The sequence below is a fragment of the Pseudomonas sp. EA_65y_Pfl2_P78 genome, from assembly GCF_963970495.1.
GTDB classification, from domain to species: Bacteria; Pseudomonadota; Gammaproteobacteria; order Pseudomonadales; family Pseudomonadaceae; genus Aquipseudomonas; species Aquipseudomonas baetica_A.
In genome coordinates this window covers 22,104-35,897 of sequence record NZ_CAXAON010000003.1, presented here as the reverse complement: position 1 = coordinate 35,897, position 13,794 = coordinate 22,104, and the positions used below count along the sequence as shown (strand labels likewise).

Annotated in this window: 15 protein-coding genes; 10 read left to right on the top strand and 5 right to left on the bottom strand. The window is 59.9% G+C overall.

Features of this window, described 5'->3' with window-relative positions:
* The first annotated feature begins 7 nt into the window (after positions 1-7).
* The 9 genes from AACY02_RS03660 to AACY02_RS03620 all read left to right on the top strand — a co-directional run bounded on the left by AACY02_RS03660 (position 8) and on the right by AACY02_RS03620 (position 8,051).
* Complete coding sequence (locus AACY02_RS03660; RefSeq protein ID WP_187677807.1) at positions 8-193, top strand: Trm112 family protein; 186 nt, start codon at positions 8-10, stop codon at positions 191-193.
* A complete protein-coding gene (gene kdsB, locus AACY02_RS03655; RefSeq protein ID WP_221733710.1) occupies positions 190-954 on the top strand; it encodes a 3-deoxy-manno-octulosonate cytidylyltransferase in 765 nt (254 codons plus the stop codon). The genes AACY02_RS03660 and kdsB overlap by 4 nt, the downstream gene beginning before the upstream one ends.
* Complete coding sequence (locus AACY02_RS03650) at positions 954-1,418, top strand: low molecular weight protein-tyrosine-phosphatase (RefSeq protein WP_339430798.1); 465 nt, start codon at positions 954-956, stop codon at positions 1,416-1,418. The genes kdsB and AACY02_RS03650 overlap by 1 nt, the downstream gene beginning before the upstream one ends.
* Positions 1,415-2,434: a UDP-N-acetylmuramate dehydrogenase gene (murB, locus tag AACY02_RS03645; RefSeq protein WP_339430797.1), complete on the top strand. Its 1,020-nt coding sequence runs from the start codon at positions 1,415-1,417 to the stop codon at positions 2,432-2,434. Before AACY02_RS03650 ends, murB begins: the two co-directional genes overlap by 4 nt.
* Before the next feature lie 247 nt (positions 2,435-2,681).
* Entirely contained in the window at positions 2,682-3,152 is a 471-nt protein-coding gene (locus AACY02_RS03640; protein ID WP_221733707.1) for a (2Fe-2S)-binding protein, read from the top strand.
* Positions 3,149-5,470, top strand: a complete 2,322-nt coding sequence (locus tag AACY02_RS03635; protein ID WP_339430796.1) for a xanthine dehydrogenase family protein molybdopterin-binding subunit — start codon at positions 3,149-3,151, stop codon at positions 5,468-5,470. The genes AACY02_RS03640 and AACY02_RS03635 overlap by 4 nt, the downstream gene beginning before the upstream one ends.
* Positions 5,470-6,450: an XdhC family protein gene (locus AACY02_RS03630; protein WP_339430795.1), complete on the top strand. Its 981-nt coding sequence runs from the start codon at positions 5,470-5,472 to the stop codon at positions 6,448-6,450. The genes AACY02_RS03635 and AACY02_RS03630 overlap by 1 nt, the downstream gene beginning before the upstream one ends.
* The gene (locus tag AACY02_RS03625) at positions 6,447-7,043 is read left to right on the top strand and encodes a nucleotidyltransferase family protein (RefSeq protein WP_339430794.1); all 597 of its coding nucleotides are present in this window, start codon (positions 6,447-6,449) and stop codon (positions 7,041-7,043) included. The genes AACY02_RS03630 and AACY02_RS03625 overlap by 4 nt, the downstream gene beginning before the upstream one ends.
* 141 nt (positions 7,044-7,184) lie before the next feature.
* On the top strand, positions 7,185-8,051 hold the full coding sequence (locus AACY02_RS03620; RefSeq protein WP_339430793.1) for a carboxylate/amino acid/amine transporter: 867 nt from the start codon (positions 7,185-7,187) through the stop codon (positions 8,049-8,051).
* 50 nt (positions 8,052-8,101) lie between these two features.
* On the opposite strand, the gene AACY02_RS03615 is transcribed toward AACY02_RS03620, so the two are convergent.
* Positions 8,102-9,400 carry a mechanosensitive ion channel family protein gene (locus tag AACY02_RS03615; protein ID WP_339430792.1) on the bottom strand — a complete coding sequence of 433 codons (1,299 nt, stop codon included), beginning with the start codon at positions 9,398-9,400 and terminating at the stop codon, positions 8,102-8,104.
* Positions 9,401-9,590: 190 nt separating this feature from the next.
* On the opposite strand from AACY02_RS03615, the gene AACY02_RS03610 reads away from it, so the two are divergent.
* Positions 9,591-10,931 (top strand): DEAD/DEAH box helicase, encoded by a 1,341-nt coding sequence (locus AACY02_RS03610; RefSeq protein ID WP_339430791.1) that lies wholly within the window; start codon positions 9,591-9,593, stop codon positions 10,929-10,931.
* Between the two features lie 61 nt (positions 10,932-10,992).
* Here AACY02_RS03610 and AACY02_RS03605 read toward each other — a convergent pair whose 3' ends face one another.
* From AACY02_RS03605 to AACY02_RS03590, 4 genes are all read right to left on the bottom strand, one after another.
* Positions 10,993-11,592 (bottom strand): hypothetical protein, encoded by a 600-nt coding sequence (locus tag AACY02_RS03605; protein ID WP_339430790.1) that lies wholly within the window; start codon positions 11,590-11,592, stop codon positions 10,993-10,995.
* Positions 11,593-11,604: 12 nt separating this feature from the next.
* A complete protein-coding gene (locus AACY02_RS03600; protein ID WP_339430789.1) occupies positions 11,605-12,189 on the bottom strand; it encodes a papain-like cysteine protease family protein in 585 nt (194 codons plus the stop codon).
* A gap of 264 nt (positions 12,190-12,453) precedes the next feature.
* Entirely contained in the window at positions 12,454-12,729 is a 276-nt protein-coding gene (locus tag AACY02_RS03595) for a hypothetical protein (RefSeq protein ID WP_339430788.1), read from the bottom strand.
* A gap of 268 nt (positions 12,730-12,997) precedes the next feature.
* Positions 12,998-13,738, bottom strand: coding sequence for a DUF899 domain-containing protein (locus tag AACY02_RS03590; RefSeq protein ID WP_339430787.1), 741 nt, complete (start codon positions 13,736-13,738; stop codon positions 12,998-13,000).
* Positions 13,739-13,794: the final 56 nt, after the last annotated feature.

The window sequence follows — 13,794 nt, the reverse complement described above, 5'->3', positions numbered from 1 at the left end:
AATGTTCATGGACACCAAATTGCTCGACATCCTCGCGTGCCCTATCTGCAAAGGCCCGCTCAAGCTCAGCGCCGACAAGACCGAACTGATCAGCAAGGGCGCCGGTCTGGCATACCCGATCCGCGACGGCATCCCGGTGATGCTCGAGACCGAAGCCCGCACCTTGACCACCGACGAGCGCCTGGATAAATGACCACAGCCTTCACCGTTGTCATCCCGTCGCGATACGCCTCCACTCGGTTGCCGGGTAAACCGCTGCTGTTGATTGCCGGCAAACCGATGATCCAGCACGTCTGGGAACAGGCGAGCAAAAGCAGCGCCACCCGCGTGGTGGTCGCAACGGACGATGCGCGCATCGTTGAGGCGTGCAAAGGGTTTGGCGCCGAAGTGGTTTTGACCCGTGAAGATCACAACTCCGGCACCGATCGTCTGGCTGAGGTCGCGGCGAAACTGGGGCTTGAACCCGACGCGATCGTGGTCAACGTGCAAGGCGATGAGCCGCTGATCCCACCGAGCGTGATCGATCAGGTCGCCGCCAATCTCGCCGCCCACACCGAGGCGCGCATGGCCACGTTGGCCGAGCCCATCGAAGACGTGGAAACCCTGTTCAACCCGAACGTGGTCAAGGTTGTCAGCGACCTCAACGGCCTGGCGCTGACGTTCAGCCGTGCCACGTTGCCGTGGGCCCGCGATGCCTTCGCCAAGAGCCGCGAGCAACTGCCCGAAGGCGTGCCGTACCGTCGCCACATCGGCATTTATGCCTACCGTGCTGGTTTCTTGCAGGACTTCGTGAGTTGGGGCCCGTGCTGGCTGGAGAACACCGAATCCCTCGAGCAACTGCGTGCCTTGTGGCATGGCGTGCGTATTCATGTGGCTGACGCTCTGATCGCGCCGCCGACCGGTGTCGATACCGCCGAAGACCTCGAGCGCGTCCGTCGCCTGCTGGAGGCCTGATGCGCGTTCTGTTTGTGTGCCTGGGCAACATTTGCCGGTCACCGACTGCCGAAGGCGTGCTGCGCCGCAAACTGCGTGAGGCCGGGTTGGCGGATCAGGTTGAAGTGGCTTCTGCCGGTACTGGTGACTGGCACGTCGGCAACCCGCCGGACAAGCGCAGCCAGGCCGCGGCCAAAGTGCGCGGCTATGACCTGTCGGCGCAACGCGCGCAACAGGTCAGCCGTGCCGATTTCGCCCGTTACGACCTGATCCTGGCCATGGACAACAGCAACCTGCGCAACCTCAAGGCCTTGCAGCCGTCCACCGGCAAGGCCGAACTGGATCTGTTCCTGCGTCGTTATGCCGGTGTGGTCGATGACGTGCCAGATCCGTACTACGACGGCGATCAGGGCTTCGAGCAGGTGCTGGATCTGATCGAGACGGCGTGTGACCAACTGTTGATCGAAGTGAAGGGCCGGTTATGAGTTTGCAGGTGCAACCCGGGGTTTCCCTGAAACCGTTCAACAGTTTTGGCGTTGATGTGCAGGCGCAACTGTATGCCGAAGCCCACAGCGACGCCGAGGTGCGTGAGGCGCTGAGCTATGCTGCTGCTCACCAGGTGCCGTTGCTGGTGATCGGTGGCGGCAGTAACTTGCTGCTGACCGCTGACATTGCGGCGCTGGTGCTGCGCATGGCCACACGCGGTATCCGCGTGATCAGTGATGACGGCAACCGTGTGGTGATTGAAGCCGAAGCGGGCGAACCGTGGCATGCGTTTGTGCAACACACCTTGGCACAGGGTTTCTCCGGACTGGAAAACCTCAGCCTGATTCCCGGCACCGTTGGTGCAGCGCCGATGCAGAACATCGGTGCCTACGGTGTCGAGATCAAGGATGTATTTGCCGGGCTCACCGCGCTGGATCGTCAGAGCGGCGAGCTGCGCGATTTCACCCTGGAAGAATGCAACTTCGCCTACCGCGACAGCCTGTTCAAACAGGAGCCGGGGCGTTGGCTGATTCTGCGGGTGCGCTTCAGACTCGATCGCGTGGCACATCTGCACCTGGAGTACGGCCCGGTGCGTCAGCGCTTGACCGAACAGGGCATCGAACAGCCGACGCCCACCGACGTCAGCCGCGCCATTTGCAGCATACGCAGCGAAAAACTGCCGGACCCGGCAGTGCTCGGCAATGCCGGTAGCTTCTTCAAAAACCCGCTGGTGTCGGCGGCGCGGGTGGCGCAGATCAAGGAGCAGCACCCGGATCTGGTGGCGTACGCGCAGCCAGACGGGCAGATGAAGCTGGCGGCCGGTTGGCTGATCGAGCGCGCAGGCTGGAAAGGTTTTCGTGAGGGCGATGCCGGTGTGCATAAATTGCAGGCGCTGGTGCTGGTCAACTACGGGACGGCGACAGGCCTGCAATTGCTCGATCTGGCGCAACGTATCCAGAACGATATTGCCGAGCGTTTCAATGTCGAGCTTGAAATGGAGCCCAATCGTTATTGAGGCTACGCTTGCAGAACACCATCCCAAGCCCTGCACCGATTAAAAAGTGCAGGGCTTTTTTGTTAACGCTGGGTTAACTTAGTGAGCTAACGATACCAGCCATTTGCTCCATCAAAGGCCCGGTGCAGGCGTTCCCGTCGGCACAAGAGAGCCGCATTAGCCTGAGTCGATCTGCGTGAACCCTCCGTTGCTTTTTCGGCAGCAGATTGCTCGACCCCATAACCTCCATGAATATGCGGGCGTGCCCATGATTACCCTGAAACTCAATGGTCAAGACCATTCCCTTGACGTCACCGAAGACATGCCGCTGCTGTGGGCCATTCGCGACGTCGCCGGTTACAACGGCACCAAGTTCGGCTGCGGCATGGGCTTGTGTGGCGCGTGCACGATTCATATCGACGGCTTGCCGGCACGCAGTTGCATCACGCCGATCGGCTCGGTCGTCGGGCAGAACGTTACGACCATCGACAACCTGCACGCTGATCCGGTCGGGCAAGTCGTCCAGCAAGCCTGGCTCGACAGCGCCGTGGCCCAGTGTGGTTTCTGTCAGGGCGGGCAGATCATGTCGGCCACTGCATTGCTGAAAACCAACCCGAACCCGAGCGACCAACAGATCGAAGAAGCGATGGTTGGCAATATCTGCCGCTGTGGCACCTACAACCGAATCAAAACCGCGATCCGTCAGGCTTCCACTCATTTGAAGGAGGCCAAGGCATGAGTCGTCTACCCCATGATTTCGCCCTGAGCAATCTCAGCCGTCGCGGTTTTCTCAAAGGCGCCACCGCCACCGGTGCACTGGTGTTGGCAGCGAGTTGGGGTTGGCAGGATGCGTTGGCTGAGGACAAACCGAAGAAGTTCGGCGCCGACGGCATGCCCAACGGCTGGATCGACGATCCGAAGGTTTACGTCAGCATCGCCGCGGATGGCACCGTGACCGTGGTCTGCAACCGTTCCGAGATGGGCCAGGGCGTGCGTACCAGTCTGACCATGGTGGTGGCCGACGAGTTGGAGGCCGATTGGGCTCACGTCAAAGTCCAGCAGGCACCGGGCGATGAAGTGCGTTTCGGTAACCAGGACACTGACGGTTCGCGCAGCATGCGCCACTGGTATGAACCGATGCGCCGCTGCGGCGCGGCAGCCCGGACGATGCTGGAACAAGCGGCGGCCGAGCAGTGGAAAGTGCCGGTTGGCGAGTGTCATGCACAGTTGCACAAAGTGCTGCATAAACCGTCCGGCCGTGAGCTGGGCTATGGCGAACTTGCCGCTGCGGCCAGTGCGTTGGCGGTGCCGGCGCGTGACAGTCTGCGCCTCAAGCAGCCGTCCGAATTTCGCTACATCGGGAAGGAGGGCTCCAAAGCCATCGACGGTGATGACATCGTCAAGGGGCGCGCGGTGTACGGCGCCGATGTGCATTTCGATGGCATGTTGTACGCCACCATTGCCCGGCCAGCGGTGTATGGCGGCAAGGTCAAATCGCTGGATGACAGCGCCGCGCTGAAGGTCCCCGGCGTGCTTAAAGTGATGCAGATCGAAAGTCGTCCGTTGCCCTCGGAGTTCCAGCCGTTGGGCGGAGTGGCGGTGGTCGCCAGTAACACCTGGGCTGCGATCAAGGGGCGCGAGGCGCTGAAGATCGAGTGGGATGACGGCCCGAACGCCAGTTACGACTCGGTTGCCTACCGCAAGGAACTGGAAGCCGCTTCGCTGAAACCCGGCAAAGTGGTGCGCAACACTGGCGATATCGACAAAGCCATGAGCGGCGCCGCGAGCACCCTTCAAGCCTCTTATTATTTGCCACATCTGGCGCAAGCGCCGATGGAGCCAATGGTCGCGATTGCCCGCTACCAGGACGGCCACTGCGAAGCCTGGGCGCCGAGTCAGGCACCGCAGGTTACCCGTGAGCGAATCAGCGAGCGTTTAGGGCTGCCTTTCGACAACGTGACCGTTAATGTCACCTTGCTCGGCGGCGGTTTCGGTCGCAAGTCGAAACCCGACTTTGTCATCGAAGCGGCAATCCTCGCCAAGCAATTCCCCGGCAAAGCCGTGCGGGTACAGTGGACGCGCGAAGATGACGTTCACAATTCGTACTTCCACACCGTGTCCGCTGAATACCTGAAGGCTGGCGTCGACAAGGACGGCATGCCGTCCGGCTGGTTGCACCGCACCGTGGCGCCAAGCATTACCGCGCTGTTCGCGCCGGGCATGAATCATGAAGCGGCGTTCGAGTTGGGCATGGGCTTCACCAACATGGCGTATGCGATTCCCAATGTGCGTCTGGAAAACCCCGAAGCCACGGTGCATACGCGGGTTGGCTGGTATCGCTCGGTGTCGAACATTCCCCATGGTTTCGCGATCCAGAGCTTTGTCGACGAACTGGCGCACAAGGCCGGTGAGGATCCGCTCAAGTACCAGATCAAGCTGCTTGGCCCGGATCGGCAGATCGACCCGCGCACGTTGAGTGAAGAGTGGAACTACGGCGAATCCCCTGAGCGTTATCCGATCGACACCGGGCGTATGCGCACCGTGCTGGAAACCGCTGCCAAGGCGGCCGGTTGGGGGCGCAAACTGCCCAAGGGCCGTGGTCTGGGATTGGCGGTGCATTACAGCTTCGTGACTTACGTGGCAGCGGTGATTGAGGTCGAGGTCAAGGATGACGGCACGCTGATCGTGCACAAGGCTGACATCGCTGTGGATTGCGGGCCGCAGATCAACCCTGAACGCATCCGGTCGCAGTTCGAGGGCGCGTGTGTCATGGGCCTGGGGAACGCGGTGCTGGGTGAAATCAGCTTCAAGGACGGTAAGGTTCAACAAGACAACTTCCACATGTATGAAGTGGCGCGCATGTCGCTGGCGCCCAAGGACGTCGCGGTGCATCTGGTGACGCCGCCGGGTGATGTGCCATTGGGCGGCGTCGGTGAGCCAGGTGTGCCGCCTATCGCGCCGGCGTTGTGCAACGCGATTTTTGCGGCGACCGGCCAACGCATCCGGAACCTGCCGGTGCGTTATCAGTTGCAGGGCTGGCAGAAGGCGAAAGCGTGATGGACAGCGTCGACCTGAACGTCCTGCGCAGCGTGCTCGAATGGCGCCGCGCCGGGCAGCGGGTCGTGCTGTTCAGCGTGGTGCAGACCTGGGGCACCGCGCCCCGGGCTCCTGGCGCGATGTTGGCGTTGCGCGAAGATGGCGTGGTGATCGGCTCGGTGTCGGGCGGGTGTGTCGAGGATGACTTGATCGCCCGTCTGCACGACGGACGCATCGCTACCGACGGGCCGCCCGTGCAATTGATCACTTACGGCGTTACCCGTGAAGAAGCGGCGCGCTTCGGCTTGCCTTGCGGTGGCACGTTGCGTCTGACTGAAGAGCGCGTCGGCGATTCGGCGTGGGTGGCCGAATTGCTCGCACGTTGCGAAGCCCACGAGATTGTGGCGCGCGAGCTGAATATCGACACCGGTGAAGTGGTGTTGTCGCCAGCCAGCCAGTCCGATTCGCTGCTCTTCGACGGCAAAACCCTGCGTGCCATCTATGGCCCGCGTTGGCGTCTGCTGTTGATCGGTGCCGGGCAATTGTCACGTTACGTCGCGGACATGGCGCGGTTGCTGGATTTCGAGGTGTTGATCTGCGATCCGCGCACCGAGTTCGTCTATGGCTGGGAAGAGCATCACGGTCGTTTCGTCCCCGGCATGCCGGATGATGCAGTGTTGAGCATTCAGACCGACGAACGCACGGCGATTGTCGCGCTGACTCACGACCCGCGCCTGGATGATATGGCGCTGCTCACCGCGCTCGACTCGCGAGCTTTTTACGTCGGCGCGCTGGGGTCACGGGTCAACAGCCAGAAGCGTCGGGAAAATCTGGCCCAGCTAGGCTTGTCGGCACAGGCCATCAGTCGATTGCACGGTCCGATCGGGCTGCACATCGGCAGTCATTCGCCGGCGGAAATTGCTTTGTCCTTGCTGGCAGAAATCGTCGCGATCAAAAACGGCGTCGAGCTGAAACAGAAAAGGGCAGTGGAGGGCGCATGAGTCGATCCATTGCTGTGATTGTGCTGGCAGCGGGCGAGGGCCGTCGCTTTCGCGAAGTGGCGGGCGCCGACAAGGATAAGTTACTGGCTGATTGCGCGGGTCGTGATGGCGCCGTGCGCTCGGTGATCGAGCAGGTCTTGGTCAATCTGCCGGCCAGTCTCGACAAGCGAATCCTTGTGACGACTGAAGCGCGGCCGCAGGCGATGCGCATGGCGCAGGCTTATGGTTGCGAGGTGCTGTCAATTGCATCGACCGGGATGGGCGACAGTATTGCAGCGGGTGTGGCGGCGTGTCCGGATGTGGATGGCTGGCTGATCGTGCTGGGGGATATGCCGTTTATCTTGCCGTCGAGTATCGAGCAGGTGGTGGCGGCGATGGCCGATGATGCGGTGAGCGTGCCGGTGCTGGATGGCGAGTTTGGGCATCCAGTCGGGTTCGGCCGTTCGTTGGGGGCGCGGTTGCAGGCGTTGTCGGGTGAGCGCGGTGCCAGGCCTTTGTTCAAGCAGGGACGGGTGGTGGAGGTGGTGGTGGAGGATCCCGGGGTGCTTTGGGACATCGATGTGCCGCAAGCCTTGGTCTTTGCTCAAGCTTGAGCTTATTGGGGGTTCTTGATAGCCCTCACCCGAAAGGCGAGGGGACTGACCAGGCAGTTTTTTCGAGGTTTTTTTGCCTGCGATTTATCCGCTTCACGACAAAACCCGCTATCGTCGCCGCCATTCGAAACAGAGGCGAGCATGGGCTATCTACTTTTTGTCACGCTGATCCAGGCGTTTTCTTTCAGTCTGATCGGTGAATACCTGGCCGGTCATGTCGACAGTTACTTTGCGGTGCTGGTGCGTGTGGTGCTGGCCGGGCTGGTGTTCATCCCGCTGACCCGCTGGCGTTCGGTGGAGCCGGCGTTCATGCGCGGCATGCTGCTGATCGGCGCCTTGCAGTTCGGCGTGACCTACGTCTGCCTGTACCTGAGCTTCCGGGTGTTGACGGTGCCGGAGGTGTTGCTGTTCACCATCCTCACGCCGTTGCACGTAACGCTGATCGAAGATGCGCTGAATCGCCGCTTCAACCCATGGGCGCTGGTCGCCGCACTGGTGGCGGTGGGCGGCGCGGCGGTGATTCGTTTCGACCGGGTCAACCCGGACTTCTTCATGGGCTTCCTGCTGCTGCAACTGGCCAACTTCACCTACGCCGCCGGGCAGGTGCTGTACAAGCATCTGGTGGCAAAACATCCCAGCGATCTGCCGCATTACCGGCGCTTCGGCTTCTTCTATCTCGGTGCGCTGGCGGTGGTGTTGCCAGCGTTCCTGATGTTCGGCAAAGCCAACTTCCTGCCGGAAGCGCCGCTGCAATGGGGGGTGTTGCTGTTCCTCGGTCTGGTCTCGACGGCGTTGGGCATGTACTGGTGGAACAAGGGAGCGTGCCTGGTCAACGGCGGGACTTTGGCGGTGATGAACAACCTGCATGTACCGTTGGGCTTGCTGCTGAATCTGCTGATCTGGAATCAGCATGAGGCGCTTGGAAGATTGTTCCTCGGCGCGAGTGTGATTCTGGCAGCGGTGTGGATCAGCCGGTTGGGGATCCGCAAACCACTGGCCAGCGCATAACCCACTGTGGGAGCGAGCAAGCCCGCTCCCACCGTTTTTGCTTCGCGGTGTTACATCAAGTGTTTCTGGGCTTCGGGAATGTGGCTTGCACCCAACACCGCCGGCAGCAAGCCCGTCCGCAGATCCCCGCCGCTTGGCTGCTGATACAGGCTCAGGCCAAACTCCGGCAACACCGCCAGCAGATAGTCAAAAATATCTCCCTGAATCCGCTCGTAATCGGCCCACGCCGTGGTGCGGGTGAAACAGTAGATTTCCAGGGGAATGCCTTGAGCCGTGGTCTGCATCTGACGGACCATGCAGGTCATGTTCGGCTGGATCTCTGCGTGGCTTTTCAGATACGCCAGCGCATAAGCGCGGAACGTTCCAAGGTTGGTCATGCGTCGACGATTGGCGGACATCGCCGCGACATTGCCCTGGGCTTGGTTCCACGCCTTGAGCTCGGCTTTCTTGCGGCCCATGTAGTCGGTCAGCAGATGTACCTGGCTCAGCTTCTCTTCTTCATCATCGCGAATGAAACGCACACCGCTGGCGTCGATGAACAGGCAGCGTTTGATCCGCCGCCCGCCAGACTGCTGCATGCCGCGCCAGTTCTTGAACGACTCGGACATCAGGCGCCAGGTCGGGATCGAGACGATGGTCTTGTCGAAGTTCTGCACCTTGACCGTGTGCAGGGTGATGTCGACCACGTCGCCATCGGCACCGACTTGTGGCATCTCGATCCAGTCGCCGACCCGCAGCATGTCGTTGCTGGTCAGTTGCACGCTGGCGACGAACGACAGCAGCGTGTCCTTGTAGACCAACAGAATCACCGCCGACATCGCGCCCAGACCCGAGAGCAGCAACAGTGGCGAACGGTCGATCAGGGTGGCGACGATGATGATTGCGCCAAACACGTACAAGACCATTTTCGCCAGTTGCACATAGCCCTTGATCGAGCGAGTGCGGGCGTGTTCGGTGCGTGCATAGATGTCGAGCAAGGCGTTGAGCAGGGCGGTGACCGACAGCAACAGGAACAGGATGGTAAACGCCAGCGCCACGTTGCCCAGAAAGGTCATGGCGGTGTCACTCAGTTCGGGCACCAGATGCAGGCCGAACTGGATGACCAGCGATGGCGTCATTTGCGCCAGACGCTGAAACACCTTGTTGTGGCGAAAATCGTTGATCCAGTGCAGCGAAGGCTGGCGGCCGAGCATGCGGCTGGCGTGCAGGATCAGGTAGCGCGCCACTCGTCCGAGTACCAGCGCGATCACCAGCAACACTGCCAAAGCCAGGCCGGCCTGCAAGAGTGGATGCTGTTCCAGGGTGCCCCAGAGGTCCTGGGCGTTGAGCCAGAGCTGTTTGAAATCCATAAGAGAAACGATTCTTCTGTAAGACGCGATGGGCGATTAGAGCATTTAAGACGCTGTGTATTACCGTAAGAGACAAATCAGGCAACAAAAAAACACTGATTAGCACCGTTTGTATAAAGAAACTCGGCCTGAGCGCTCGAAACCGGTAACCTATGCAGCTGTTTTTTTGCATATCTTCGAGGTAGCACCCGTGTTTTCCCAATTCGCCCTGCACGAACGCCTGCTTAAAGCCGTGGCCGAGCTGAAATTTGTCGAGCCAACGCCTGTGCAAGCCGCGGCCATTCCGCTGGCGCTCCAGGGGCGTGACCTGCGGGTGACGGCGCAAACCGGTAGCGGCAAGACCGCCGCTTTCGTACTGCCGATCCTCAACCGCCTGATCGGCCCGGCCAAGGTCCGCGTCAGCATCAAAACGCTGATCCTGCTGCCCACCCGTGAACTGGCCCAGCAAACCCTGAAAGAAGTTGAGCGTTTTTCGCAGTTCACCTTCATCAAGTCCGGCCTGATCACCGGCGGTGAAGACTTCAAGGTGCAGGCCGCCATGCTGCGCAAGGTGCCGGACATCCTCATCGGCACCCCAGGCCGGATGATCGAGCAACTCAACGCCGGCAACCTCGACCTGAAAGAAGTTGAAGTGCTGGTGCTCGACGAAGCCGACCGCATGCTCGACATGGGTTTTGCCGAAGACGTGCAGCGTCTGGTCGATGAATGCCCGAACCGTCAGCAGACCATGCTGTTCTCCGCCACCACCGGCGGTTCCGGCCTGCGCGAGATGATCGCCAAGGTGCTGAACAACCCTGAGCACTTGCAGCTCAACGCGGTCAGCCAACTGAACTCGACCACCCGTCAGCAGATCATCACCGCTGACCACAACCAGCACAAAGAACAGATCGTGAACTGGCTGCTGGCCAACGAGACCTATCAGAAAGCAATCATCTTCACCAACACCCGCGCCATGGCCGACCGCATCTATGGTCGTCTGGTGGCTCAGGAATACAAGGCGTTCGTGCTGCACGGCGAGAAAGACCAGAAGGATCGCAAACTGGCGATCGATCGTCTGAAGCAGGGCGGGGTGAAGATTCTGGTAGCGACCGACGTCGCGGCCCGTGGTCTGGACGTCGATGGTCTGGATATGGTTATCAACTTCGACATGCCACGCAGCGGCGACGAATACGTACACCGCATCGGTCGTACCGGTCGTGCCGGTAACGACGGTCTGGCGATCTCGCTGATCTGCCATGGCGACTGGAACCTGATGTCGAGCATCGAGCGCTACCTGAAGCAAAGCTTCGAGCGCCGCACCGTCAAGGAAGTCAAAGGCACCTACGGCGGGCCGAAAAAGGTCAAGGCCTCGGGCAAAGCCGTCGGCGTGAAGAAGAAAAAGACCGACGCCAAGGGCGACAAGAAGAAAACCGCCGCCAAGACGCCGACCAAGCGCAAGAGCGTCAATCGTCCGAAGCCGGACTCTCTGGTGAGCAGCGACGGCATGGCCCCGCTCAAGCGCCGCAAGCCGGCAGAGCCTGCGGCTGAGTAAGTCGTTTCAGGCGCACACAAAAAACCCGGACAGTGTCCGGGTTTTTTACGGCCGGGATTTGTCAGCTCCCGAGCTGCCCGCTGGTGTCGGCATCAAAACGTTGCTTTGCCGTGTCAGCGGCCGGCTTCAGCAGGGCGAGCAGCGCCGCCTCGCTGTACAACCGGGTGCCCGCCAGTTCTTTGGGCGTTGGATCGATTGGAATCAGCACATCTTCACCGTCGGCGTGCAGCCAGATCGCCACAACGTGCAGCGCTGAAACAAACAACACCCGCAGCTCAACGGTTTTACCCTGCAGTTGTGGTGACTGTTCGGCCAGTTTCAGCGCTCCGACAGTCGCGGCGGCGAGCGTCCCGTGGTTCAACGAGGCGAACTCGACGTGACCGCGTACATCGGCCAGTTGCGCATCGGCAATCGTCACGCCATCGGCGAACACCAGGTAATGCCAGTCGCCCACCTTGGCGTCTTTCAGCCCTTTGCCGGTGCTCAGGTCATCCAGACTCAATGAGTAGCCGCGATAGGCTTCGCTGAGGCTGATTTTCGCAGGTGCTGCATTGGCAAACTGGCGATTGGCGCCGAAGCCTTGGGTTTGCAGTGCGGCTTGCAGCGCCGGACGCAGTGTCTGAACGCCGTTGGAAGGCGCCTTTGGATAAGTCAGTTGCATGATGTCGCCCTCCTAGTTTTTGGCGGTGAAGTAAGTGTGGGTCCAGTTGCCGCCACCGTTATACGAACCGGGGAAAGCGTTCAACGCACGGGTCGAATAGCCATAGATCGAGTCGGCGACCAGCACGTAGTTGCCGTTGGTGCCATAGATCGTCAGGAAGTGCGCACCGCCGCCGTACCAGGCACAGCGCAGGCCGACCGGACGGCCCATGTTGATCTGGTTCTGGATGGCCGACATCTGCAGCGAACCCTGATTCATGCCGTTGTAACTGCGCGTGGTGCGCAGGGCGGAATCCAGATAGCCGTAAACGTTGCACGGCCCCGGCTGATTGCAGCAGTTGCGATTCAGTTCCGAACTGGCCACACCGCACTGGGTCCAGGACCCGGTGCCGTAATAGTTGCCGACCGAAGCGGAAACGGCGGCCCAGCACCAGTTGGTCTGGGTCTGTTTCTGCATGCTGAAATTGAGGCTTGCAGTGGCGAGGGCGTTGATCTGTTCAGCCGCTTCGACTTCGACCAGTTGCGGGTCAAGCAGATGGCTGCTCAAGCACCTTGGCAGCGTTTCGCCGGTGAATCGGGTTGCTTCATTGGTTAACATTTTTTCAATCCTCCATGAGTGAAAACAAGCGTCCAGCTTGTGTGGTTGTAGCGGTGTTGCCGAGCGATCGGTGGTTAAAGGTTTTCATCTGCGATGAACGGTGCCGATCTCCTTGCTCGAGATAACCTTAGTCCATGTATGCGTTTATGCAAGTAAAAAATGCATTGATGCATTTTTAGAGTCAAAAGATCGCAGCCTTCGGCAGCTACTACAGGGGGCGGTGTAGGCGCTGCCGAAGGCTGCGATCTTTTGATTCTGCGGTGATTAACCCTCGGTTTTCTTCTCGGCCGAATCCAGCTCTTTCAAGCGCTGATCGATCAACTGACATTTGTCTGGCAGATCCGCACTGGCCGTGCCCAGGTCCATTTTCTTTAGTTCGTCGTTCATTTCTTTGGCTTTGGTCGGATTCTGCTGCGTGAGCTTCGCAACTTCCTTGGCCAGTTGTTCGCGTTTGGCGGTGGCTTCTTCCGGCGTGCAAGCCCAGACGGGCAGGGCGCAGGCGAGCGTGGCGGCGAGGGTGAGCTTGATCAGGGTTTTCATGGGGTAGGCCTTCGTTCCGGTTAAGGCGGGTTAACCGGTTGAGGAGCTTTTCAGGGATAAAGTTCAGCGCAACAAACGTGCTGAACCCATTGACTTGATCGGGTCGAAATTATCTGTTGGATGGTCACTATTTTGAGATCGCTGCTATCTTCGATGATCAGAATGGCGCTCTTGCAGAGCCGTAGCGATTAGCAATTCAGATAACAAATCTGCCCCGTTCTCTAAGTAAACAGCGGATGGCCATGGGCCCCCGCTTTGGCTACTTTGTTCAACCTTCTTTCCCATGACAGCATTGAGACTTGATTGCCGACTCATACCGATCATGATGCCGCACCCACTCCATGATCTCGTCCTCATTCCTGCCCTTGGGCGTGAGGTCGAGGTAGTTGTAGGCACCCACCAGCATGTCCAGACCGCGGGCATAGGTTGAGTAGGTGTGGAAAATGTCTCCTTTTGCATCACGATAAAACACGCTCAGGCCGGGCATTTCTTCCTCGGCACTGTCAGTCTTTTCGTAGTTATACGTAGCCTTTCCTGCAGCGACATCTTCAGCGCGCGCACACACGCCAAAGTCATAGTTGAAATCGCAACCGTCTGACGACACCCAGTCGAATCTCCAGCCCATGCGCTGTTTGAAGGCCTGAAACTGCTCGAACGGTGCGTGGGAAACCGCGACCACGGCAATATCGTGATGCGCCAGATGCAGATTGGCACCGTCGATGTGGTCGGACAGAAACGAACACCCCTGACAGCCTTCCTCCCAGTCCTTGGCAAACATGAAGTGGTAGACGATCAACTGGCTGTGTTTGCCAAACAGGTCAGTCAGTTTCAGCTCGCCGTTCGGGCCGTGGAAGCGGTAGTCCTTGTCGACTTTGACCCAAGGCAATGCGCGGCGTTTGGCGCTCAAGCGGTCGCGCTCGCGGGTGAAGGCTTTTTCTTCGGCCAGGTGTTGTTTGCGCGCAGCGAGCCATTCTTCGCGCGATACCACCGGATGATTCTCAACGTTCATGATGATTTCTCCTGCGGGGGTTGAAACCGTCTTTGTCAGACTAGTCGTTTAACCCT

What these genes read in the sequence shown, in the direction of transcription:
- murB (WP_339430797.1), top strand. Translation starts at nt 1,415, where the DNA reads ATGAGTTTGCAGGTGCAACCCGGGGTTTCCCTGAAACCGTTCAACAGT.
- AACY02_RS03595 (WP_339430788.1), bottom strand. Translation starts at nt 12,729, where the DNA reads ATGAAAACCCTGATCAAGCTCACCCTCGCCGCCACGCTCGCCTGCGCC.
- kdsB (WP_221733710.1), top strand. Translation starts at nt 190, where the DNA reads ATGACCACAGCCTTCACCGTTGTCATCCCGTCGCGATACGCCTCCACT.
- AACY02_RS03625 (WP_339430794.1), top strand. Translation starts at nt 6,447, where the DNA reads ATGAGTCGATCCATTGCTGTGATTGTGCTGGCAGCGGGCGAGGGCCGT.
- AACY02_RS03640 (WP_221733707.1), top strand. Translation starts at nt 2,682, where the DNA reads ATGATTACCCTGAAACTCAATGGTCAAGACCATTCCCTTGACGTCACC.
- AACY02_RS03615 (WP_339430792.1), bottom strand. Translation starts at nt 9,400, where the DNA reads ATGGATTTCAAACAGCTCTGGCTCAACGCCCAGGACCTCTGGGGCACC.
- AACY02_RS03600 (WP_339430789.1), bottom strand. Translation starts at nt 12,189, where the DNA reads ATGTTAACCAATGAAGCAACCCGATTCACCGGCGAAACGCTGCCAAGG.
- AACY02_RS03630 (WP_339430795.1), top strand. Translation starts at nt 5,470, where the DNA reads ATGGACAGCGTCGACCTGAACGTCCTGCGCAGCGTGCTCGAATGGCGC.
- AACY02_RS03660 (WP_187677807.1), top strand. Translation starts at nt 8, where the DNA reads ATGGACACCAAATTGCTCGACATCCTCGCGTGCCCTATCTGCAAAGGC.
- AACY02_RS03605 (WP_339430790.1), bottom strand. Translation starts at nt 11,592, where the DNA reads ATGCAACTGACTTATCCAAAGGCGCCTTCCAACGGCGTTCAGACACTG.
- AACY02_RS03620 (WP_339430793.1), top strand. Translation starts at nt 7,185, where the DNA reads ATGGGCTATCTACTTTTTGTCACGCTGATCCAGGCGTTTTCTTTCAGT.
- AACY02_RS03590 (WP_339430787.1), bottom strand. Translation starts at nt 13,738, where the DNA reads ATGAACGTTGAGAATCATCCGGTGGTATCGCGCGAAGAATGGCTCGCT.
- AACY02_RS03635 (WP_339430796.1), top strand. Translation starts at nt 3,149, where the DNA reads ATGAGTCGTCTACCCCATGATTTCGCCCTGAGCAATCTCAGCCGTCGC.
- AACY02_RS03650 (WP_339430798.1), top strand. Translation starts at nt 954, where the DNA reads ATGCGCGTTCTGTTTGTGTGCCTGGGCAACATTTGCCGGTCACCGACT.